This is a genomic window from Longispora fulva (assembly GCF_015751905.1).
Lineage (GTDB): Bacteria > Actinomycetota > Actinomycetes > Mycobacteriales > Micromonosporaceae > Longispora > Longispora fulva.
This window is the reverse complement of the sequence record NZ_JADOUF010000001.1, coordinates 1,866,783-1,887,177: the sequence shown is the minus strand read 5'-3', so window position 1 is coordinate 1,887,177 and position 20,395 is coordinate 1,866,783. Positions and strand designations below refer to the sequence as shown.

Below are 20,395 nucleotides of genomic sequence, written 5' to 3'. Positions count from 1 at the left end.
CCCTGGCCGGACGACGACCAATCCGCGTCGGCTACCGGGCGTCCCCGGCCAGTACCGCGAAATTGTTCTGGTCGTGCCATGCGCCCCGCACCCAGGCACTCCGCCGGGACACGCCCTCGCGGCGCATGCCGATCTTCTCCAGCACCCGGTCCGACGCCGGTAGGCCGACGGTGTCCGCCTCGATCCTGTGCAGCCCGAGTTCGCCGAAGCCGAAGTCGAGCAGCAGCGCCGCGGCCTCGGTGGCCAGCCCGCGTCCCCAGTGGTCGGGGTGCAGCGCGTAGCCGAGCTGGGCGTGGCGGCCGGGGATGCCCACCCGGGCCAGGCCGCAGGTGCCGACCGCCTGGCCGCCGACCATGATCGCGAACTCGTACCGGTTGCGGGGCGTGGTCGTCCGCCACAGGTCGAGCGACTGCTCGATGGCCTCGGCGGTGGGCTGCTCGTCGTCGCGGAGGGTCTCCACGACCAGCGGGTGGGTGGCGATGGCCATGAAGGCGGGGAGGAGGTCGGGGGTCCACTCGCGGAAGGTCACGCGGGGGCCGGCGAAGTCAGCGGATGCCATGCCGGAACGGTACCTGCGCGCGCCCCGCCCGGCTGCCCCTCCGGCCGCCGGAGGCCCGGCCCACCCGCCGTGGCATGCGATCCCGTCCAGCCGCGGCAGGCGACAGCGCACGCCGTGACGGGCGATGTCACACGCCGTGGCCCGCGACCCGCCGCACGCTGCCCTCCGCGAGCCGGTAGGACAGCCCGATCACGCCGACCCGGCCCTGGGCCAGGCGTTCGGCGATCACCGTGGACCGCTGGGTGAGCATCTCCACCGTGTACCGGACGTGCTCCTCGACGGCGGCCTCCGAGTCCGCCATGGCCTCCTCGTGCACGGTCACCACGCTCAGCATCACCCGTTCGACAACGTCGCGGATGAACCCGCCAGGGGTCTTGCCGTCGCGGAGCGCGTCGAGGGTGGCGGCGATCGCCCCACACGAGTCGTGGCCGAGGACCGCGACCAGGGGGGCGTCGAGAATGGCGACGCCGTACTCGATGCTGCCCAGGACCTCGGGGCCCACCACGTGCCCGGCGGTGCGGACCACGAACAGGTCGCCCAGGCCCCGGTCGAAGATGATCTCGGCGGCGAGCCGGGAGTCCGAGCAGCCGAACAGGACGGCGAAAGGTCGCTGGCCGGGGGCGAGGGCGGTGCGGTGGTCGGCGTCCTGGTGCGGGTGCAGCCGCTCCCCGTCGACGAAACGTTGGTTGCCCTCCAACAGCAGCCGCAGCGCGTCGGCCGGGGTCGATGGCCAGGGCTGGTCCGTCTCCACCATCGGTCACTCCTCGGGGCGGGCCGATGTCGTCCCCCGCAGCGTAGTGTCTGCGCCGCCCCGCCGGGGCCCGAATATCGAGAGCGGTCCCCCTCCCAGGTCCCGAAAGTGCCGGCCCGTGACCCCGAATGCGGTCTGGGGCCCGGAAAGCGTGAGCGTGGTGCCGGTCCGGATCCTGAATGCGGTCCCGGGCCCCGAACGCGCGAGCGGCCCGGGTCCGGGTATGCGGGGGCGGTGGCCGCCCCGGGGGCTGGGCCCGGGGCGGCCGCGGTGGTGCCGGCGGACCGGACGTGTTCGCCGCCGCACAGGGCGGTTACTTCCTTGAACTCCGCTCCGGAGCCATCGTGTCAGGCCGGTCCGGGCGGGATCGGACGGATTGTGCGTCTGTGCCCCGCGACGGGTGGCTCCCGGCACAGGGCACAGTCCACCGGGGACGGTCAGCTCCACCGGATGGAGCGGGCGTTGTCGTTCATGTTGGTGCCGTTGACGATGGGCATCGTCGCCCGCGAGGACAGGTAGCCGGTGTGCACGCTCTGGAAGTCCGCCAGGAAGAAGTGGTCGGCCAGGCAGTTGTTGTACGTGGCGAACGAGGACACCTTGTCGTTCCAGCCGATCACGTCCAGGTCGCTGACCTGCTTGTCGACGTCGGTGGTCGGCCCGGTGCACGCGGCGGCGCGGAACACGGAGAACGTGTTGCCGGTGTAGTTGGCGGCGTCGTACTCCACGCCGATCAGTGTGAACACCTGGCGGGCCACGGGGCTCTGCACCTTCGCGGCGAACGCCGGGTCCGTGGCTGCCGCGTGCTCGTCGGGTGCGTCGGCGACCGCCCCGTTGGTGCCGAAGGCGATCGCCTGTCGGAACGTCGGGAAACAGTGCTGGACGGGGCCGGCCGCGGTGAGCTGGACCGCACAGTGCGGGCCGGCCACGGGTTCGGCGAAGGCCGCCGTCGGCGCGAACGTCAGCGCGAACAGTGCCGCGCCGAGGATGGCTGTGAGTGTCTTTCGCATGTCTTCCTCCCTGATCCCCCCGAAATTAGGGTCAGGGCACAGTATTGAATTTCCGACATATCAAAATTGGAGAAACCGCATAATCGGTACTATTCATTCACGCGGCCGACCGGCGGGTCGGGTTGCCCCAGGCGGTAGAGCCGTCGCGCGTTGCCCGCCCCGACCCGGTCGCCGATCGCGGCCGCGTCGGCGGGGGACAGCGCCCCGTCGGCCAGCCAGCCGTCGACCAGGATCCGCCACGAGTGCCGGAACTGCGCCGCCCCGACCAGGTACAGCTCGGCGAGGCCGAACGCGTCCGTGGAGAACAGCAGCCGGTCGAACGGGGTCAGCTCGCAGAACTCGCCCAGCACGGCCGTCGCCCGGGTGCCGGTCTGCGCCACGGTCAGGCCGACGTCGACGTAGACGTGCTCGAACACCTGGGCCAGCCAGCCTGCCTGCCGGTGGAACGGGTAGCAGTGCAGCAGGACCACCGGCACGCCGTACGGCTCGACGGCCACCAGCCAGGGCTGGAGCAGCGCGGGGTCGGCGCGCGCCAGGGGCACGTCGGAGTCGCCGAACCCGGTGTGCAGCTGGATCGGCAGCCCGAGGTCCACGGCCAGCCACAGCAGATGCCGGTGCAGCACCGGATCCGCCAGCCTGCCCGAGCGCCCGGCCAGCGCGCGGCGCACCTCGGCCGCGGTGGGGCGGCGCGGATCCAGATCGAGCCCGCACCGGTACGCGGCGATGGACTTCACCGCCACCGCGCCCCGGGTCGCCGCGTGCAACGCCTCGGCCCAGTCCCCGGTCGCGTGCTCGGCGACGTGTTCGAGCCGGACGACCTCCCGGACCCGGGCGAGTTCGCTCATGGGCACCAGGCCCGGGGCGTCCAGTCCGGTGTCGACGAGCAGCGTGTCGAGCCGGGCGGCGGCCAGCATCCGCCGGTTCACCTCCGCCGCGCCGAGTTCACGCCGCCGGGCGGCGTAGACCTCGACGGGTACGTGCGGCTCCAGGTCGACCACCGGCGCGCACCACCGGCGCAGCGCCAGCCCGAGGGCGCCGTCGAGGGTGCTGTGCGCGGCCTCGGTGGCCCACCGGCCCAGGTCGACGTCGTCGTCGGCGAGGACGGAGTGGCAGTGCCCGTCGATCAGTACGTCCACCGGACCGCCTCCGCGATCTCCGCGCGTGCCCAGCCGTCGAAGAGCTCCGCCTCGGCGCGGTGCACGGCGACGTAGGCCGCGTACAGCTCGGGGCCGAGGGCGGCCGGGAGCGCGTCGTCGGCGTCGAGCGCGTCGAGGGCCGCGGCCACGGACTCGGGCAGCCTGGGCGGCGGCGCGGCGAGGGTCGCCGGATCCACGGTCACCTCCTGGGGCAGCACCCCACCGGCCGCGCCACCACCGGCACCCGCACCTGCGGCCCCGGCACCCAGCGCCGCCGCGATCACGGCCCCCACCACCAGATACGGGTTCGCCGACCCGTCCACGCACTTGAGCTCCGCGTTCGCCGCGGTGTCGCGCGCCCCGACGGGCCCGGTCACGAACCGCAGCACCGCCTCCCGGTTCTCCAGCCCCCAGCACTGGTACGCCCCCGCCCACCGCTGCGGCACCAACCGCAGGTGACTGGACACACTGGGCGCGCCGATCGCGACGAGGGCCGGCACCCGGGACAGCACGGCCGCCAGCAGGCCCTCCCCGCGCGCGGTCATCCCGTGCGGCCCGGGGCCGCCGGCGAACAGGTTCACCCCGTCGGCGTGCGCCGAGAAGTGCAGGTGCGCGCCGTTGCCCACCCGGTCGGGCACCACGACGGGCGCGAACGACGCCCCGAAGCCGTGCCGCGCCGACACCGCCCGGATGGTCTGGCGGACGAGGACCATCAGGTCGGCGGCGGCCACCGGGTCGGCGGGGGCGACGGACAGCTCGAACTGGCCGGCGGCGTACTCGGGGTGCAGCTGCTCCACCGGTACCCCCTGATGGTCGAGGGTTTCGAGCAGGTCCGTGAGGTAGTCGGAGACGGCGACCAGCCGGTTCATCCCGTAGGCGGAGCCGGCGCAGGCCGGCGTGCCGTCGGGCGCGCCGACGAACCACTCCACCTCGAAGGCCATGCTGAACGTGAGACCGGCGGCCGCGGCCCGCTCGACCGCCCGGCGGGCGAACCCGCGCTGGCAGGTCGGGGAGGCCACGCCCTCCTGGGTCCACTTGTCGGCCGGCGCCCACGCCCAGCCCGGCTGCGCCGCGAGCGGGGTGAGCTGGTCGAGGTCCGGGTGCAGCCGCAGGTCGCCGACCGGGCCGCCGACGTGCGCGCTGGTCGTGGTGGAGTCGTCGACCAGGAACACGTCGAACACCGGGGAGGCCCCCACGCCCCACGCCGCGGCCTGGGCGAGCCGGCCGGTCGGCACCCCCTTGACCCGGGTCACCCCGGCGTTGTCCACCCAGGTCACCGCGACGGCGCGGATGTCGCGTGCGGACAATTCCGCTGCGGCCCGCGCGCCCCTGACTCGTGCTTCTTCTCTGTCCACGGTGCCATCATTCCAGGCGAAACGGACGGTGTGGCACCCCGGTCAGAGTTCGTTGGCGGCCCGCCGCACCGACACCTCGTACACCGCGTCGGAGACCGCCGCCACCTTCGTCTCGATCGCCTCCAGCTCGTCGATCAGCGTCATCTCCCCGGGCCGGACCCCGGGGAGCGCGGAGTGCCAGCGCGGCTGGTTCAGGAACGTCAGCACCGCCGTCGGCAGCTCGACGCCGATCACGGTGTGCACCGTGAACCAGTTCTCCGGGTTCGCCGCCAGGTCCACCGGCACCTTGAGCAGCTCGTCGAGCATCGCGACCGTGCGCCGGACGTGTTCCAGGGCGCTGAGCGGCAGCCGCACCTCGTGCTGCCCGACGGTGGTGGTGAGCCGGGTGAGACTGGTCCGCAGCTCCTCGGCCGGCTCCGGCTCGCGGAGCGCCACCCGACGGTCCGGCGGGGTGGACAGGGCCCCGGCGAGGTAGGAGCCGGCGACGACCAGGGGCCAGTACCGGCCGGCCAGGGACAGGGCGTGCAGGCCCAGCGCGAGGAGGCCGAGGCCCGAGCCGACCAGGTTGCGGGTCGACTGCAGGTACCTACTGATACCCACGGATCTCCTTGAACACCGCCGACAGGGTGCCGGTCCTGCCGTCGAAGGTCCGTCCGCCGGTCAGCGCGGCGAGCTGCTTCATCTCGTCGACGGCGCTCTCGCCGAACAGCACCGGGAACACCGGCACGGCCTTCGTGCCGGGCGGCAGGTTCTGGTACCGCCCGGTGAAGTCCTTCAGGCTCGCCCCCGCCGTCACCTCCCCGTCGGTGAGCAGCACGATCGTGGTCACCCGGCCGGGATCGGCCTCGGCGGCCAGCTTGTAGGCCTCCCGCAACGCGTCGTAGATCGCGGTCGACCCGTTGGCGGTGAAGCCGTTCACCGTGCCCTTGATCTGGTCGAGGACCGGCCCGGGGGTGTCCGGCGGCACGGTGAACGTCCGCGGTGCCATGGGCGCGCTGGAGAACGGCAGCAGCGTCACCTGTTCGCGCTGGTGGAAGCCGGAGAACCGCCCCGAGAGGCTGGTGTCGGCCCCGGTGAGGCCCAGCAGTGCGGCCTTGAGTCCGGTGAGCCGGTTGTCGTCGTTCATCGAACCGGACAGGTCCAGCACGTAGATGGTGGTGGACGGCCGCCGGGCGACGTTGTTGTACGCGTCGATCAGCGCGTCGGCGGTGTCCAGCTTCACCGGGAACGGCAGCTCGAACAGTGTGCTGCCGCCGAACTTCTCATTCATGCCCACCCCGGGCACCGCCGGCCGGCGGAAGGTGCGCTCCATCAGGGCCTTCTGGGTCTCCGGCCGGCGCAGGTAGTCCACCACGGCCTGGTAGCGGTCCTTCACCGCCGGGTCGGCCCCGGCGAGCAGGGTCAGCGGGTAGTCGGCCGTGACGACCCCGTCCGTCGGGTACACCACGGTGAGCGGTTCGGCGAGCTTGCCGCCGGCGTTCAGCGACAGCAGCACCGACTCGTAGTTGACCAGGCCGTCCACGCCGCCCTTGCGCATGAACGTGTCCGCGAGCCAGCCCGAGGATCCCGACGTGAGCGACTGTGCCTCGAAGAACTGCCGCAGCCTCGGCGTCACCTGCCCGACCTGCTCGGCGGTGAGCGCCGTGCCCTTACCGGTCAGCGCGGTGGCCAGCGCGACGAGGGCGGAGAATCCGGAGTTGGACGCGGCCGGGTTGGTCATGCCGTAGCTGAACCTCCGCGCGGCGGCGGCGTCGGCGACCTCGCTCCACGAGGGCCGCTTCGTGTCCCAGCCCAGCGACTTCGCCACCGACTGCTTGAGCCCGAGGACGACGGGGGAACTCATCACCTTCGTCTGGGTGCCGATCCGGGATCCGGCGTCCGGGTGCAGTTCCAGGTACCGGTTGGCGGAGAACCACACCGCCTGGTGGTTCTTGCCGGCCGTGCCGGTGGTGACCTGCTCGACGCCGTCGAGGGTGCCGGTGTAGTCGAGTTCGATCTTCACCCCGGTCGTCCTGGTCATGTCGGCGAGGATCGGCTCCAGGTCGGCCAGCTCGCTGCCGGCCAGGACCCGCAGGGTGCCGCCGGGGGCCTTGTGGGCGTCGTCGGGCGCGACCGGGTGGTTGTCGGTGCAGCCGGCCAGCAGCAGCGCCGCGGTCAGCAGGGTCGCGGTCAGGGTGCGTCGCATCGGTGTCCTCAGTGTTGCAGCGCGTCGAGGAGGGCCTCCAGCACGTCGTACGACGGCGGCGGCACGGTCTGGGTCAGCGCCGGCAGCGTGCCCGTGTCGGGGGTGCGGAACCCGTGCCTGGCGGCCAGTTTCCGCAGCTCCGGATCGTTGACGAGCAGGTCGCCGACCTTGTCGCCGGCGTCGGTGCGCGGCACGACCGTGTGCTGGGAGAGCACCGTCGGCGACGGGTACAGCAGGGCCATGTCGGGCTTGACCTTCGCGCCGAGGAACTGGGCCTCGTAGATCCAGACCAGCGGCGAGTAGCCCATGCCCTGCGACAGGTAGCTCTCGAACGGGTACTCGCTGGACGTCTCCAGGTAGCCCTGGTCGCGGAACAGCGGCGCGACCCGGTCGAGGACGGCCTTGGCCTGGGTCTCGTCGCCGAGGACGCGTTCGTTGTTGGCGAGGTAGCCGGCGACGGCGGCGTACATGGCCGCCGAGTTCGACGCGCGGGGCGTCGTGGTCGTGATCAGCACGTGCCGGGACGGCAGGGCGACCGCCGAGCTGTTGGGGATGTCGCCCCAGCGCAACCCGTGGCCCGCCGCCTCGACGTAGGCCTTCATGTCCAGGGTCCAGTGCCCGTCGGCGCCCTTGGCGGCCAGCCGCTGGGTGGCCAGCAGTTCGGCGACCGGCGCGAACGTGGCCACGGCGAGGGGTGAGGAGAAGGGCGTGTAGTGCCGGCTGGTGCCGAGTTGGCGTTCGATCCGCTCGGCCGTGGGCGCGCTGGACGGGAACGCGAAGTCGTAGGTCTTCGGGTCCCTGGTCGTCATCTCCCGCGAACCCAGCGGGTCGACCTTCACCGTCAGCCCGTGCCGGGCGAACGCGACCACCACGTCGGGATCGGTGAAGAACGGCAGCTTCTCCGAACCGATCACCCCGTGCACGGTCGTCGTGGATCCGGGGCCGGCCCCACTGTCGTCGTCGCGGCCCAGGAGCACCGCGGCCACCACGCCGCCGACCAGCACCACCGCCAGCAGCACACTCAGAGCACGCCGCACGGTACCGCCATCCCCGTAGATGTCATGACGACAGGATGGGGCTCCATAGTGTCCGGTCCGTGAACGCCGGGTGAACCGGCCACGGCACGAAGAACGAGAAACATTCTCCGATTACGGTGGTCCCCGGACCGGCGCGCGTCGGCACCGCCGGGTGCACGCGTCAGGCCAGGTCGGACGGGTCCGTGTTCGCCCCGCAGAGCAGCACCGCGACCCGCTCGCCGTCGGCCGGCACGTACCCGCCGGTCGTCAGTGCCGCCAGCGCCGCGGCCGTGCCGTGCTCGACGGCCACCCGGCACCGGTCCCACAGCAGCCGGCGCGCGTCGACGATCGCCTGGTCGGAGACCAGCAGGCTGGTGGCCTTCGTCCGGGTGGCCACGTCGAAGGCGATGTCCCCGATCCTGCGCGCCCCGAGGGAGTCCACGGCGACGCCGCCGACCGCGATGTCGACCGGCCGGCCGGCGGCCAGGGCCTCGTGCAGCGTCGGAATGCCCTCGGGCTCCACGGCCACCACCCGGGCGTGCCCGTCCAGCGCCCCGGCCACCCCGGCGAACAGGCCGCCGCCTCCGACCGCGACCAGAACCGTGTCGAGTTCGCCGCCGAGCTGGTCGAGCAACTCCAGGCCGAGGGTGCCCTGCCCGGCGCAGATCTCCGGCTGGTCGTATGCGTGGCAGAACAGGGCACCGGCCCACTCCGCGTGCGCGACGGCCGCCGCGTAGGCCTCGGCGTACTCCGCGCCGACCTGGCGGACCGTCGCGCCGAGCTTGTGCAGCTTGGCGACCTTCACCTGGGGGGCGGTGGTGGGCACGTACACCATGGCCGGCACGCCCACGCTCGCCGCCGCGTACGCCACGGCCAGCCCCGCGTTGCCCCCGGACGCGGCCACGACGCCCGCAGCCGGCAACGCCCCCGCCTCGGCAGCCTCGAGGATCCGGTTGAACGCGCCCCTGGCCTTGAACGAGCCGGTGTGCTGGAGGAACTCCAGCTTCAGCCACAGATCCGGGGTCGCACCGAACGCGCCCGGCTCGACCCGGGCGACGGGCGTGGTCCGCACCCGGCCGGCGATCCGGGCGGCGGCGGCCTCGACATCGGAACGGCTGATCATCCTGGCTCCTCAGGGCGCGTGATCGACTACTTCGTACGCTACGCGCCCGGCCAGGTCATGCGACCAGCAGCGCGTCATCCAGGTCTGTGGGGCTCAGTCCGAACGTGCGTTCGGTCAGGTCCGAGTCGATGACGAAGGGCCGCACGAACTGGTACCGGGTCGCCCGCAGTTCCCGGATGACCGGCGAGAACAGCCCCATCGTCCACAGCACCGGCCAGGGCAGCTGGCGCAACCTCGGCTCCGGCGCGCCGATCACCTTCGCGAACCGGGTGGTCAGCTCCCGCACCGTCATGGGCGCGTGGGTCGGCACGAGCCAGCCCTGCCCCCAGGCGCGCTCGTCGCCGGCCGCAGCGATCAGGGTCCGCGCGACGTCGGCGATCGACGTCCAGCTGTGCGGCACGTCGAGGGGGGTCGGCACCTGGGCGCGTTTGCCGGCCCGGACCGGCCGGGCGACGTACGAGAAGATCGAGTTTGCCTCGATGTAGTCGCTGCCCCGGACCTCGGTGGCGCGGATCCGGCCGGCCTGGTGCAGGGCGAGGGCGTCCCGCCACATCTGGGCGCGCAGGCGCAGCTTCGGGTGGGTGGCGGCCAGGGTGGTGGCCGGGGTGATCGGGCCGGTGACCGGTCCGTACCCGTAGAGATTGCTGGTCGTGGCGAGCACGGCGCCGGTGCGCTCGGCGGCGGTGAGGATCGCGGTGGCGATCGGCGGCCAGTCGGTGAGCCAACGGTGGTACTCCGGGCTCGCGCAGTTGTAGAGCGCCACGGCCCCGGCCGACAGCGCGCTGAGCCGGGAGGCGTCGGTGGCGTCGGCGGCGACCCGTTCGATCGCCGGGTGCTCGGGGCCCGAGCCGCGCCGGCTGAGGATCCGGACCTGTTCGCCGCGCGCGGCCAGCTGGGTCGCGACCGTGCTGCCGACCGCGCCCGCGCCGATGATGACGTGCATCGTGGTGCTCCTCGTCCCAATATGAGAGCAGTGCTCTCTGATAAGAGTCATGCTCTCTCGGTCCGGTGCTCGCTGTCAAGAGCACTGCTCTGACATACTGCCCGCATGGCAGAGCAGAAGGCGGCCTCGCTGCGGGCCCGGGTCCGCGCCGAGATGGTCGACGAGATCAAGCACGTGGCCCGCCGGCACCTCGCCGCTGACGGCGCGAACCTGTCGCTGCGCGCCGTGGCCCGCGACCTGGGCATGGTGTCCTCCGCCGTCTACCGGTACTTCGCCAGCCGCGACGACCTGCTCACCGCGCTGATCCTCGACGCTTACAACGCGCTGGGCGACGCGGCCGAGCGCGCCGAGGCCGCGGTGCCCCGGGGCGACCTGCTCGGCCGGTGGCTGGCCGTCGCGCACGGGTTGCGCGGCTGGGTCCTGGCCCACCCGGAGGAGTACGCGCTGATCTACGGCAGCCCGGTCCCCGGGTACGCGGCCCCGCAGGACACCGTCGAGCCGTCCACCCGGCCCGTCGTGCTGCTCGGCGGGATCCTCGCCGACGCCGGGCGCGCCGGCCTGCTGATCGACCGGGGCGATCCGCCGCTGCCGGCGGCCCTCGCCGCGGAGGTGCGCCGGATCGCGGAGTTCACCGCGGCGGTGGACGTGCCGCAGGACGCGATGGTGCGCGGCCTGATCGCGTGGACCGAACTGTTCGGCGCGCTGAGCTTCGAACTGTTCGGCCGGCTCAACAACACGATCCTCGAGCGGGACGCGTGGTTCGACCACCAGGTGCGCGCGATGGCGGCCTACACCGGCCTGCGGTGAACCGCACCGGGGAGGGTGAAGCACACCGGCGGGAGTGAACCTCGGATGAACTCCGCGCGATACCCCTTGCAACTTGGTCAGCCAAGTTGAAACATGGCTGCCATGTCAGCCAGATTCCGCGACCTCGCGGCCGAGATCCGGGCCGCGATCACCGACGGCACCTTCCCACCGGGTTCCAAGCTCCCCTCGGAGAGCGAACTCGCCGAGCGCTACGCCGTGTCCCGGGGCACGGTCCGCCAGACGTTCGCCCTGCTCCGCGCCGACGGCCTGATCGCCTCCCAGCAGGGCGCCCGCCGGATCGTGCTCGCGGCCCCCCGGGTACAGAGCTTCGCCGAACTGCGCAGCTTCTCGCTGTGGGCCCGCTCGCTCGGCGAGGTGCCGGCCGGCCGCAAGGTCGCCCTCGTCCGCCGCGAGGCCAGCCCGGGGGAGCGCGAGGCGCTCGGCGAGGACCGGATCTACCACCTGACCCGGGTCCGGCTGCTGTCCGGCCGGCCGGTGATGATCGAGCGCACCGCCTACGTCGAACGGATCGGCGCGCTGGTCGCCGGCATCGACACCGACACCGAGTCGATCTGCGAGCGCCTCGAGGAACTCGGCATCGTCTTCGCGCACGCCGAACACACCCTCGACGCGGTGCCCGCCGACGACGAGGACGCCGACCTGCTCGGCACGGCCCCCGGCACCCCGCTGCTCCGCGAACGCCGCCGCGCCACCGACCCCGACGGCCGACCCCTCGAATGGTCAGAGGACCGCTACCTGGGCGACGCCGTCGCCGTCACCATCCGCAACTCCGTCTCCGCCAGCGTTCTCGAAAGGCAGAAATCCTGATGTTGTACCTCGACGGCCACGCCCTCCCCGCCGTCTGGCTCCGCGACCACTGCGGCTGCCCCGAGTGCGCCGACCCGCGCAGCGGCCAGAAACTGTTCGGCGTCACCGACCTGCCCGCCGACCTGGCCGTGGCCGACTCGCACGACGACGGGACCACGGTGACCGTCACCTTCGCCCCCGACGGGCACGTGTCGACCTACGCCCGCGACCGGCTGCTCGCCCCGCCAGCCCCCGACGACCGCACCGAGGACGGCAAGGAGTTCGACCTGCGGATCACGGAGGTCGCGTGGGCCGATTTCCAGGCCGACCGCACCGCGGCGCTCGACGCCCTCATGCTGCGCGGGTTCGTGCTGCTCCGCGACGTGCCCACCGCCGACCGGAAGGTCCTCGACGTCGCGCGCGGCTTCGGGTACGTCCGGGAGACCAACTACGGCACCCTCTTCGAGGTCCGGGTCGAGGAGAACCCGCACAACCTCGCGTTCACGGGCCTGGCGATCGCCCCGCACACCGACAACCCGTACCGCGACCCGGTGCCCACCGTCCAGCTGTTGCACTGCCTGGTCAACGGCTCGACCGGTGGGGACTCCGGGCTGGTCGACGGCTTCGCGGCGGCGGCCCTGCTCCGAACCGAGGACCCCGCGGCGTTCTCGGTCCTGGCCGGCACCCCGGTCACCTTCCGGTACGCCGACCCCGACACCGAGCTGACCGCCAGCCGTCCCCTGATCGGGCTCGACCCGCGCGGCCGGATCCGGGAGGTGCGGTTCAACAACCGCTCGGCCCGACCGCCGCGCGCCCCGCACGACGAGCTCGTCGCCTTCTACGCCGCGTACCGGGCGTTCGCCGCGATCCTGGCGCGCCCCGCCGGCAGGCTGGACTTCCGGCTCGTACCCGGCGACTGCCTGGTCTTCGACAACACCCGGATGCTGCACGCGCGCACGGCGTTCACGGAGAGCGGCGCCCGGCACCTGCAGGGCTGCTACGCCGACCTGGACGCGGTGGCCAGCGACCTGGCCGTCCTGCGCCGCCGCGCGCCCCTGGACACCCTGGCCGACCTGTTCGCCGGGGCCGGGGCCGCCGACTACCTGGGCGAGGCCGTCACCCAGGCCGTCCACATGATCCAGGCCGCGACCCTCGCCGAGGCCGCCGGCGCCTCCGACGCCCTGATCGCAGCGGCCCTGCTGCACGACGTCGGGCACTTCACCGGCGAGGTGAGCGGCGCGGACCTGATGGCCGGCACGGACAACCGGCACAGCCACACCGGCGCGGACTGGCTGGCCCGGTGGTTCCCGCCGGCCGTCACGGAGCCGGTCCGGCTGCACGTCGCGGCGAAGCGGTACCTGTGCGCGGTGCAGCCGGAGTATCTCGGCCGGCTGTCCGAGGCCTCGGTGTACACCCTCGGCGTGCAGGGCGGGCCGATGTCCGCCGGGGAGGTCGCCGAGTTCGAGGCGGGGCCGCACGCGATGGCGGCCGTGGCGCTGCGCCGGTGGGACGACGAGGCGAAGGACCCGGAGGCCCTGACCAGGGACTTCGCCCACTTCCGCCCGGTACTGGAGCGGGTGCTGCGCTACTAGTACACCTGCATGGTGGTCTTGCGATATCTGACGCCACCTGTACGATACAAATCCATGACAGGTCCACGGTTCCTCCGGCTCGCCGCCGAGCTGCGCGAACGCATCTCCCTCGGCGACTACGCCGCCTCCGGTGGCCTGGAGAGCGAGGCCGAACTCGGCCGCCGGCACGACGTCAGCCGGGTCACCGTCCGCCGGGCCCTCGAACAGCTCCGCGACGAGGGGCTGATCGCGGCCCGGCGGGGCTCCGGCTGGTTCGTCATCTCCGGGGCCTCGTTCGGCCAGTCCATCGCGCTCGGCAGCTTCCAGCACGCCGGCTCGGCGGTGTCCGAGGCCGGCGTGCCCCTCATCCGCCGGGTCTCCGGCTACGAGTACCGCCCGGCCCCGGCGGACGTGGCCCGGCTGCTCGGGCAGGTGGAGACCCTGCGGGTGCAGGCCGTGCGGTTCGCCGGCTCGCACCCGCTCGACGTCGTCACCGAGTGGGTGCCCCTCGAATTCGCCGCCCCGGTCAGCCGGGCCGACGCCGAGGACCCGGGCGTATGGGAGACCCTGCGCCGCAACGGCCACGACATCGACGTCGTCCGGCAGAGCATCGCCGCGACCGCCGCCAGCGCCACCGTGGCGCCGCTCCTCGACGTCGCCGAGGGCACCCCGGTGCTCCTGGTCCGCCGGCTGGCGCTGCTGGCCGACTCCCGGCCCCTCGCACTGTCCGAACACCGCTACCTGGGCCACCGGTTCCGCCTCGACGTGGAGTTCCGTGGCTGGCCGGGCACGGCGGCCACCGACCCACCCGGCATGACACCCATCGCGTAAGGACGGACATGAACATCCTGATCACCGGCGCGGCCGGCTTCATCGGCACCAACTTCACCCGGTACTGGGCCAGCACCCACCCCGCCGACCACATCCTCGCCCTCGACGCCCTCACCTACGCCGGCAACGCCGCCAACCTCGACCCGGCTCTGACCTTCGCGCACGCCGACATCGGCGACCTGCCCGTCGTGGAGGCCCTGCTCCGCGAGCACCGGATCGACGTGGTGGTCAACTTCGCCGCCGAGTCGCACAACAGCCTCGCCGTCCTCGACCCGGAGCTGTTCTTCCGCACCAACGTGCTCGGCACCCAGCGCCTCCTCGAGGCCTGCCGGCGGGTCGGCGTGGCCAGGTTCCACCACGTCTCCACCTGCGAGGTGTACGGCGACCTGGCCCTCGACGACCCCGGCGCTTTCACGGAGGAATCGCCGTACCGTCCGCGCACCCCCTACAACGCCAGCAAGGCCGGGGCCGACCACGCGGTGCGCGCCTACCACGAGACGTTCGGCCTGCCCGTGACCATCTCCAACTGCGCGAACAACTACGGCCCGTACCAGTTCCCGGAGAAGGTCATCCCCCTGTTCGTCAGCCGGGCACTGTCGGGCCTGCCCCTGCCGGTGTATGCGTCCAGCGCCAACCGCCGCGAATGGCTGCACGTGGACGACCACTGCTCGGCGATCGACCGGGTGCTCGCCGACGGGCGAGTGGGGGAGACGTACAACATCGGCTCCGGGGTGGAGGCCAGCGTGGCCGACCTGGCCACCCGGATCCTCGACCAGCTCGGCCTGCCCCGCACCCAGGTGGAGACGGTGCCCGACCGGCCCGGCCACGACCGCCGCTACCTGCTGGACTCCAGCCGGCTGCGCACCGAGCTGGGCTGGGCGCCGGCCGTGGACTTCGACAGCGGCCTGGCCGACACGGTGACCTGGTACGCGGAGAACCAGGCCTGGTGGCGGCCCCTCCTCGACCGCGCGGCCGTGAACGAGAACGCCTGGACGTAACCCGCTCGCCCCCGGCCGCCCCGGCCGTCTACAGTCCGGGGCGGCCGACGGAGGGGGCAACGGGTGCGGTTGGCGGATGTGACCTGGCGGACGGTGATCGACACGGTGCGGTTGGGGCCGCGAGAGTACCGCGTCCTGAGGCCGGCCCGTCCGATCCGGCACGCGATGCTTTACGAGGGCCGGCTCGGCGCGCAGCTCACCGTCGACAAGGCCGCCACGGTCGATCTCGCGATGGCCTGGGCCCTCGCGGCCCGCTCGCCGCACACTCTGGTCCACCTGCCGCTCCGCGCCGCCCGTCCCGACAGCGAGCGGGAGCCCGGTCAACTCCCGCTCGACCTCGTACTGCTGCACCACAGCCTCGCGTTTCCGGTGTCGCGGTGGAAGGACGTCCGCGCCCGACTCGGCCCCGGCACCCCGCACCAGGTGACACTGCCGTCCTCCGTGCTCCCGGCACTCGGGCCGGCGGCCCACGACCGGAGACACCACCGCGGGTTCCGTGACCACCTGCGCTGGGATGTCGCCGCCGACACGTTGTTCCTGACCGGCAGCCGGGCGGCGTTCGAGCTGGCGGGCGAGCAGATCCGGACTCTCGCCGAGGACTGCCCGGCGCACATCGCGCAGGTTCCCGACACGCACTGCTGCGCGGAGATCCTGATGGGAAGGGCCGGGACCGACCGCCGCCGTCCGTTCGCCGAACTGCACGTCGAGTACTGCTCCCGGCATCGCTGACCCACCGAATCGGACGCTCCGGTCGCAATCTCGGTTTGCGCCCCTTGGCCGGATTTCGTCGATATTATCGCCTGAGCTGCACGAATCGCAGTGGCCATGTCCGCCGAGGGGTCATGCCCCTGCGAGGAAGGCTTGCGATGGCTCAACCATCGTCGTCGGCGTCCGTCCTCACCGGGCTACTCGCCGAGCGGGACGCCCCGGTCGAGGACCTGGCGGCCGACGCGGCCCTGGTCGCCGGGGCCTGCCACGCGATGGCCGCCCGGTTCCACGGCGGCGGCAAACTGATCGTCTTCGGCACCGGCCCGCGGGCCACCGACGCCCAGCACGTCTCCGTCGAGTTCGTCCACCCGGTGATCGTCGGGAAGCGGGCCCTGCCCGCACTGTCGCTGACGGCCGACGTGGCCACCCTCACCGGCATCGCCGACCACGAGGGCCTCGACGAGGTGTTCGCCCTGCAACTGGGCCTGCTCGCCGACCCGGGCGACATCGCGCTCGGCATCTCCGCCGACGGCCGGTGCGCGAGCGTGCGGCGCGGCCTGGAGGAGGCGCACCGGCTCGGGCTGCTCACCGTCGCGCTCACCGGCGGGGACGGCGGGGCGCTCGCGGTCAGCCCGGCCGTCGCGCACGCCCTGGTGGCCCGGTCCGGCGATCCGCGGGTGGTCAAGGAGGTGCACGTGACGACGTACCACATCCTGTGGGAACTGACCCACGTCTTCCTGGAGCAGCCGGGACTTCTGGGCCCGGCGGTGGTGTCGTGAACTGCCACGACGACGTCTGCGTCACGTGCTCCGACCAGGCGGTGCCGGTCCGGATCGCCGAGCTCCTCGACGACGGGCTGGCCCTGGTCGACCCGGGCGGCGGGGACCTGGAGGAGGTCAGCGTCGCCCTGGTCACCGCCAGGGTCGGCGACACCGTCCTGGTGCACGCGAAAGAGGCCATCGCGGTCCTCCCACGCGAGGACGAGGCCCCCGCGCGTGCGACCGACGCCGTCCTCGCCGAACAGGCGGCCACGCCATGACGTCGATCGAGGCCCTGTACCCGTTCCTGTACGCCACCAGCGGCGACCTGCAGTCCGTCCTCGCCGCCGTCCGGCAGTCGACGGTCGACAAGACCCGGGAGATCACGGCCCTGCGGCACGCCCTGTTCGCCCGCGACGGCGACCGGCTGCTCGCGTGCGCGCACGACCTGGCCGTGGCGTTCGCGACCGGCGCGCGGCTGCTCGCGTTCGGCAACGGCGGCAGCTGCACCGACGCCCAGGACGTGGCGACGCTGTTCATGCATCCGGGCGGCGGGCGCCGTCCCCTGCCGGCCATCGCTCTGACCAGCGACGTGGCCGTCGTGACCGCGCTGTCCAACGACGTCGGTTTCGAGGTGGTGTTCGCCCGGCAGATCGCGGCGTTCGGCCGGCCCGGTGACATCGCCCTGGGCCTGTCGACCAGCGGCAACTCCGAGAACCTGGTCCGGGCGTTCGACGAGGCGGCCCGGCGCGGGCTGCGCACCGTGGGCCTCGCCGGCGGGCAGGGCGGCGTGATGGCAGAGCTGGACACCATCGACCACCTTTTCGTGGTGCCGTCCGCCTCGGTGCACCGGATCCAGGAGGCCCAGACCACCCTCTACCACGTCCTGTGGCAGCTGGTCGTCGACCAGCTGCCCGCACGGCGCGACCTCCCCACGCACGGCGACCCGGGCTCCCGGCCCGCGGCGCGAGTACGACATCTCCCTGGGGGTGAGGTGTGATGGCGACACTGACAGAGGACCCGGTCGTCCACATTCTGTGGATCAACGCCGGCCTGAGCTGCGACGGCGACTCGGTGGCCCTGACGGCGGCGACCCAGCCGAGCATCGAGGAGATCGCGCTCAGCGCGTTGCCGGGGCTGCCGAAAGTGGCGGTGCACTGGCCGCTCATCGACTACGAGTGCGGCCCGGAGACCGGCGCCGACACCTTCATCGAGTGGTTCCACAAGGCCGACCGGGGCGAGTTGGAGCCGTTCGTGCTGGTCGTCGAGGGGTCGATCCCCAACGAAGCGATCAAGGACGAGGGGTACTGGTGCGGCTTCGGCAACAACCCCGCCACCGGCCAGCCCATGACCACGAGCGAGTGGCTGGACCGCCTCGCCCCGAAGGCGCTGGTGGTCCTCGCGGTGGGCACCTGCGCGACGTACGGCGGCATCCACGCCATGGCCGGTAACCCGACCGGGGCGATGGGCGTGCCCGACTACCTCGGCTGGGAGTGGACGTCGAAGGCCGGCATCCCGATCGTGTGCGTGCCCGGCTGCCCGATCCAGCCCGACAACCTGTCCGAGACGATCCTCTACCTGCTCTACCAGGCCACCGGCCAGGCCCCGATGATCCCGCTGGACGAGCACCTTCGCCCGCGGTGGCTGTTCGGCGCGACCGTGCACGAGGGCTGCGACCGTGCCGGGTACTACGAGCAGGGCCAGTTCGCCACGGAGTACGGCTCCCCGAAGTGCATCGTCAAGCTCGGCTGCTGGGGCCCGGTCGTCAAGTGCAACGTGCCCAAACGCGGCTGGATCAACGGCATCGGCGGCTGCCCCAACGTGGGCGGGATCTGCATCGGCTGCACGATGCCGGGGTTCCCGGACAAGTTCATGCCGTTCATGGACGAGCCGCCGGGCGCGAAGGTGTCGTCGAAGGTCAGCAACGTCTCGGGCGGGATGGTGCGCTTCCTGCGCGGCTTCACGGCCCGCACCCTCGACAAGGAACCGCACTGGCGGCACACCGGCCCCGATCTCGACACCGGATACCAGCGTCCGAAAGGCAGCGCGCGATGACCAGTACCACGCGGAAGGCGCCCGAACGGCCCGGCGACGGTCTCATCGAGATGGCCTGGGACCCGATCACCCGGATCGTCGGCAGCCTCGGCATCTACACGAAGATCGACTGGGCGAACAAGACCGTCGCCGAGTGCTACAGCACCTCATCGGTGTTTAGGGGCTACAGCATCTTCATGAAGGGCAAGGATCCGCGCGACGCGCACTTCATCACGAGCCGGATCTGCGGCATCTGCGGGGACAACCACGCCACATGCTCGGTCTACAACCAGAACATGGCCTACGGGGTACGCCCGCCCCACCTCGCCGAGTGGATCATCAACCTGGGCGAGTCGGCCGAGTACATGTTCGACCACAACATCTTCCAGGAGAACCTGGTCGGCGTCGACTACTGCGAGAAGATGGTCAAGGAGACCAACCCGGGCGTCCTCGCGCTCGCAGAGAACACGGCCTCGCCGCACGCCGCCGAGCACGGCTACCGGACGATCGCCGACATCATGCGCTCGCTCAACCCGCTCGAGGGCGAGTTCTACCGCGAGGCGTTGCAGGTGTCGCGGATGACCCGGGAGATGTTCTGCCTGATGGAGGGCCGCCACGTGCACCCCTCCACCCTGTACCCGGGCGGCGTGGGCACCGTGGCCACCATCCAGCTGTTCACCGACTACCTGTCCCGGCTGATGCGCTACGTGGAGTTCATGAAGAAGGTCGTCCCCATGCACGACGACCTGTTCGACTTCTTCTACCAGGCGCTGCCCGGCTACGAGGAGGTCGGCCGCCGCCGGGTGCTCCTCGGCTGCTGGGGGAGCCTGAACGACCCGGAGCACTGCGACTTCAAGTACGAGAACATGACCAACTGGGGCCGGAAGATGTTCGTCACCCCCGGGGTCGTGGTCGACGGCAGGCTGGTGACCACCGATCTCGTGGACATCAACCTGGGCATCCGGATCCTGCTGGGCAGCTCCTACTACGACGACTGGGTCGGCCGCGAGCAGTTCGTCACCCACGACCCGCTGGGCAACCCGGTCGACCCCCGGCACCCGTGGAACCAGCACACCATCCCGCACCCGCAGAAGCGCGACTTCGGCGACAACTACAGCTGGGTGATGTCGCCGCGCTGGTTCGACGGCACCGACCACCTGGCCCTGGACACCGGCGGCGGTCCGATCGCCCGGCTGTGGTCCACGGCCCTGGCAGGCCTGGTGAACATCGGCGGGTACGTCGTGTCCACCGGGCACAGCGTGCAGATCAACCTGCCGAGGACCATGACCAAGCCCGAGGTCAGCTTCGAGTGGAAGATCCCGCAGTGGAGCAACGCCATCGAACGCAACCGGGCCCGGACGTACTTCCAGGCGTACATGGCCGCCGCCGCCCTGCACTTCGTCGAGAAGGCGCTGGTCGAGATCCGGGCCGGGCGCACCGACACCTGGTCGCCGTTCACCGTGCCCGACGAGGCGGTCAGCGTCGGCTTCACCGAGGCCGTGCGGGGCGTCCTGTCGCACCACATGGTCATCCGGGACGGGAAGATCGCCAACTACCACCCGTACCCGCCGACGCCGTGGAACGGCAGCGTGCGCGACTCGTTCGGCACGCCGGGGCCGTACGAGGACGCGGTGCAGAACACGCCGATCTTCGAGGAGAACACGCCGGAGAACTTCAAGGGCATCGACATCATGCGCGCCGTCCGCAGCTTCGACCCGTGCCTGCCCTGCGGAGTGCACATGTACCTCGGCGACGGCAAGACGCTACAGAAGATGCACTCGCCCACGATGATGAACGCCGTCTGAG

Annotated in this window: 21 protein-coding genes; 11 read left to right on the top strand and 10 right to left on the bottom strand. The window is 72.1% G+C overall.

Annotated features, from left to right (window positions below; all coding sequences use genetic code 11):
- Positions 1 to 31 precede the first annotated feature (31 nt).
- From IW245_RS08320 to IW245_RS08275, 10 genes are all read right to left on the bottom strand, one after another.
- Positions 32 to 559 carry a GNAT family N-acetyltransferase gene (locus IW245_RS08320; protein ID WP_197002602.1) on the bottom strand — a complete coding sequence of 176 codons (528 nt, stop codon included), beginning with the start codon at positions 557 to 559 and terminating at the stop codon, positions 32 to 34.
- Positions 560 to 686: 127 nt separating this feature from the next.
- Positions 687 to 1,313, bottom strand: coding sequence for a carbonic anhydrase (locus IW245_RS08315; RefSeq protein ID WP_197002601.1), 627 nt, complete (start codon positions 1,311 to 1,313; stop codon positions 687 to 689).
- 434 nt (positions 1,314 to 1,747) lie between these two features.
- Positions 1,748 to 2,317 (bottom strand): hypothetical protein, encoded by a 570-nt coding sequence (locus IW245_RS08310; RefSeq protein ID WP_197002600.1) that lies wholly within the window; start codon positions 2,315 to 2,317, stop codon positions 1,748 to 1,750.
- 89 nt (positions 2,318 to 2,406) lie between these two features.
- Positions 2,407 to 3,453 (bottom strand): amidohydrolase family protein, encoded by a 1,047-nt coding sequence (locus IW245_RS08305; protein WP_197002599.1) that lies wholly within the window; start codon positions 3,451 to 3,453, stop codon positions 2,407 to 2,409.
- Positions 3,441 to 4,808, bottom strand: a complete 1,368-nt coding sequence (locus tag IW245_RS08300) for a type I glutamate--ammonia ligase (protein ID WP_197002598.1) — start codon at positions 4,806 to 4,808, stop codon at positions 3,441 to 3,443. The genes IW245_RS08305 and IW245_RS08300 overlap by 13 nt, the downstream gene beginning before the upstream one ends.
- A 42-nt stretch (positions 4,809 to 4,850) precedes the next feature.
- Positions 4,851 to 5,408, bottom strand: coding sequence for a hypothetical protein (locus IW245_RS08295; protein WP_197002597.1), 558 nt, complete (start codon positions 5,406 to 5,408; stop codon positions 4,851 to 4,853).
- Positions 5,395 to 6,993: a substrate-binding and vWA domain-containing protein gene (locus IW245_RS08290; protein ID WP_197002596.1), complete on the bottom strand. Its 1,599-nt coding sequence runs from the start codon at positions 6,991 to 6,993 to the stop codon at positions 5,395 to 5,397. The genes IW245_RS08295 and IW245_RS08290 overlap by 14 nt, the downstream gene beginning before the upstream one ends.
- An 8-nt stretch (positions 6,994 to 7,001) precedes the next feature.
- Complete coding sequence (locus IW245_RS08285; protein ID WP_197002595.1) at positions 7,002 to 8,030, bottom strand: hypothetical protein; 1,029 nt, start codon at positions 8,028 to 8,030, stop codon at positions 7,002 to 7,004.
- Between the two features lie 160 nt (positions 8,031 to 8,190).
- Positions 8,191 to 9,132: a threonine/serine dehydratase gene (locus IW245_RS08280; RefSeq protein ID WP_197002594.1), complete on the bottom strand. Its 942-nt coding sequence runs from the start codon at positions 9,130 to 9,132 to the stop codon at positions 8,191 to 8,193.
- A gap of 55 nt (positions 9,133 to 9,187) precedes the next feature.
- A complete protein-coding gene (locus IW245_RS08275; protein WP_197002593.1) occupies positions 9,188 to 10,075 on the bottom strand; it encodes an NAD-dependent epimerase/dehydratase family protein in 888 nt (295 codons plus the stop codon).
- Positions 10,076 to 10,180: 105 nt separating this feature from the next.
- Here IW245_RS08275 and IW245_RS08270 point away from each other — a divergent pair, with 105 nt between their 5' ends.
- The 11 genes from IW245_RS08270 to IW245_RS08220 all read left to right on the top strand — a co-directional run bounded on the left by IW245_RS08270 (position 10,181) and on the right by IW245_RS08220 (position 20,394).
- Complete coding sequence (locus tag IW245_RS08270) at positions 10,181 to 10,882, top strand: TetR/AcrR family transcriptional regulator (protein ID WP_197002592.1); 702 nt, start codon at positions 10,181 to 10,183, stop codon at positions 10,880 to 10,882.
- A 102-nt stretch (positions 10,883 to 10,984) separates the two neighbouring features.
- Positions 10,985 to 11,710: a GntR family transcriptional regulator gene (locus IW245_RS08265; RefSeq protein ID WP_197002591.1), complete on the top strand. Its 726-nt coding sequence runs from the start codon at positions 10,985 to 10,987 to the stop codon at positions 11,708 to 11,710.
- Complete coding sequence (locus IW245_RS08260) at positions 11,710 to 13,281, top strand: phosphonate degradation HD-domain oxygenase (protein WP_197002590.1); 1,572 nt, start codon at positions 11,710 to 11,712, stop codon at positions 13,279 to 13,281. The genes IW245_RS08265 and IW245_RS08260 overlap by 1 nt, the downstream gene beginning before the upstream one ends.
- 54 nt (positions 13,282 to 13,335) lie before the next feature.
- Entirely contained in the window at positions 13,336 to 14,091 is a 756-nt protein-coding gene (locus IW245_RS08255) for a GntR family transcriptional regulator (RefSeq protein WP_197002589.1), read from the top strand.
- An 8-nt stretch (positions 14,092 to 14,099) separates the two neighbouring features.
- Positions 14,100 to 15,089, top strand: coding sequence for a dTDP-glucose 4,6-dehydratase (gene rfbB, locus IW245_RS08250; protein WP_197002588.1), 990 nt, complete (start codon positions 14,100 to 14,102; stop codon positions 15,087 to 15,089).
- Positions 15,090 to 15,152: 63 nt separating this feature from the next.
- Positions 15,153 to 15,818 carry a hypothetical protein gene (locus IW245_RS08245; protein WP_197002587.1) on the top strand — a complete coding sequence of 222 codons (666 nt, stop codon included), beginning with the start codon at positions 15,153 to 15,155 and terminating at the stop codon, positions 15,816 to 15,818.
- 137 nt (positions 15,819 to 15,955) lie between these two features.
- Positions 15,956 to 16,576 carry a D-sedoheptulose-7-phosphate isomerase gene (locus tag IW245_RS08240; protein WP_197002586.1) on the top strand — a complete coding sequence of 207 codons (621 nt, stop codon included), beginning with the start codon at positions 15,956 to 15,958 and terminating at the stop codon, positions 16,574 to 16,576.
- Complete coding sequence (locus tag IW245_RS08235; protein ID WP_197002585.1) at positions 16,573 to 16,836, top strand: HypC/HybG/HupF family hydrogenase formation chaperone; 264 nt, start codon at positions 16,573 to 16,575, stop codon at positions 16,834 to 16,836. Before IW245_RS08240 ends, IW245_RS08235 begins: the two co-directional genes overlap by 4 nt.
- Positions 16,833 to 17,555, top strand: coding sequence for a D-sedoheptulose-7-phosphate isomerase (locus IW245_RS08230; protein WP_197002584.1), 723 nt, complete (start codon positions 16,833 to 16,835; stop codon positions 17,553 to 17,555). Before IW245_RS08235 ends, IW245_RS08230 begins: the two co-directional genes overlap by 4 nt.
- Positions 17,555 to 18,610, top strand: a complete 1,056-nt coding sequence (locus IW245_RS08225) for an NADH-quinone oxidoreductase subunit B family protein (protein ID WP_231398707.1) — start codon at positions 17,555 to 17,557, stop codon at positions 18,608 to 18,610. Before IW245_RS08230 ends, IW245_RS08225 begins: the two co-directional genes overlap by 1 nt.
- On the top strand, positions 18,607 to 20,394 hold the full coding sequence (locus tag IW245_RS08220; RefSeq protein WP_197002583.1) for a nickel-dependent hydrogenase large subunit: 1,788 nt from the start codon (positions 18,607 to 18,609) through the stop codon (positions 20,392 to 20,394). The genes IW245_RS08225 and IW245_RS08220 overlap by 4 nt, the downstream gene beginning before the upstream one ends.
- Position 20,395: the final 1 nt, after the last annotated feature.

Bases quoted from the DNA above. Each gene is read 5' to 3' on its own strand.
- IW245_RS08280 (WP_197002594.1), bottom strand. From the start codon at position 9,132: ATGATCAGCCGTTCCGATGTCGAGGCCGCCGCCGCCCGGATCGCCGGC.
- IW245_RS08230 (WP_197002584.1), top strand. From the start codon at position 16,833: ATGACGTCGATCGAGGCCCTGTACCCGTTCCTGTACGCCACCAGCGGC.
- IW245_RS08265 (WP_197002591.1), top strand. From the start codon at position 10,985: ATGTCAGCCAGATTCCGCGACCTCGCGGCCGAGATCCGGGCCGCGATC.
- IW245_RS08310 (WP_197002600.1), bottom strand. From the start codon at position 2,317: ATGCGAAAGACACTCACAGCCATCCTCGGCGCGGCACTGTTCGCGCTG.
- rfbB (WP_197002588.1), top strand. From the start codon at position 14,100: ATGAACATCCTGATCACCGGCGCGGCCGGCTTCATCGGCACCAACTTC.
- IW245_RS08275 (WP_197002593.1), bottom strand. From the start codon at position 10,075: ATGCACGTCATCATCGGCGCGGGCGCGGTCGGCAGCACGGTCGCGACC.
- IW245_RS08315 (WP_197002601.1), bottom strand. From the start codon at position 1,313: ATGGTGGAGACGGACCAGCCCTGGCCATCGACCCCGGCCGACGCGCTG.
- IW245_RS08225 (WP_231398707.1), top strand. From the start codon at position 17,555: ATGGCGACACTGACAGAGGACCCGGTCGTCCACATTCTGTGGATCAAC.
- IW245_RS08270 (WP_197002592.1), top strand. From the start codon at position 10,181: ATGGCAGAGCAGAAGGCGGCCTCGCTGCGGGCCCGGGTCCGCGCCGAG.
- IW245_RS08260 (WP_197002590.1), top strand. From the start codon at position 11,710: ATGTTGTACCTCGACGGCCACGCCCTCCCCGCCGTCTGGCTCCGCGAC.
- IW245_RS08255 (WP_197002589.1), top strand. From the start codon at position 13,336: ATGACAGGTCCACGGTTCCTCCGGCTCGCCGCCGAGCTGCGCGAACGC.
- IW245_RS08240 (WP_197002586.1), top strand. From the start codon at position 15,956: ATGGCTCAACCATCGTCGTCGGCGTCCGTCCTCACCGGGCTACTCGCC.
- IW245_RS08290 (WP_197002596.1), bottom strand. From the start codon at position 6,993: ATGCGACGCACCCTGACCGCGACCCTGCTGACCGCGGCGCTGCTGCTG.
- IW245_RS08220 (WP_197002583.1), top strand. From the start codon at position 18,607: ATGACCAGTACCACGCGGAAGGCGCCCGAACGGCCCGGCGACGGTCTC.
- IW245_RS08320 (WP_197002602.1), bottom strand. From the start codon at position 559: ATGGCATCCGCTGACTTCGCCGGCCCCCGCGTGACCTTCCGCGAGTGG.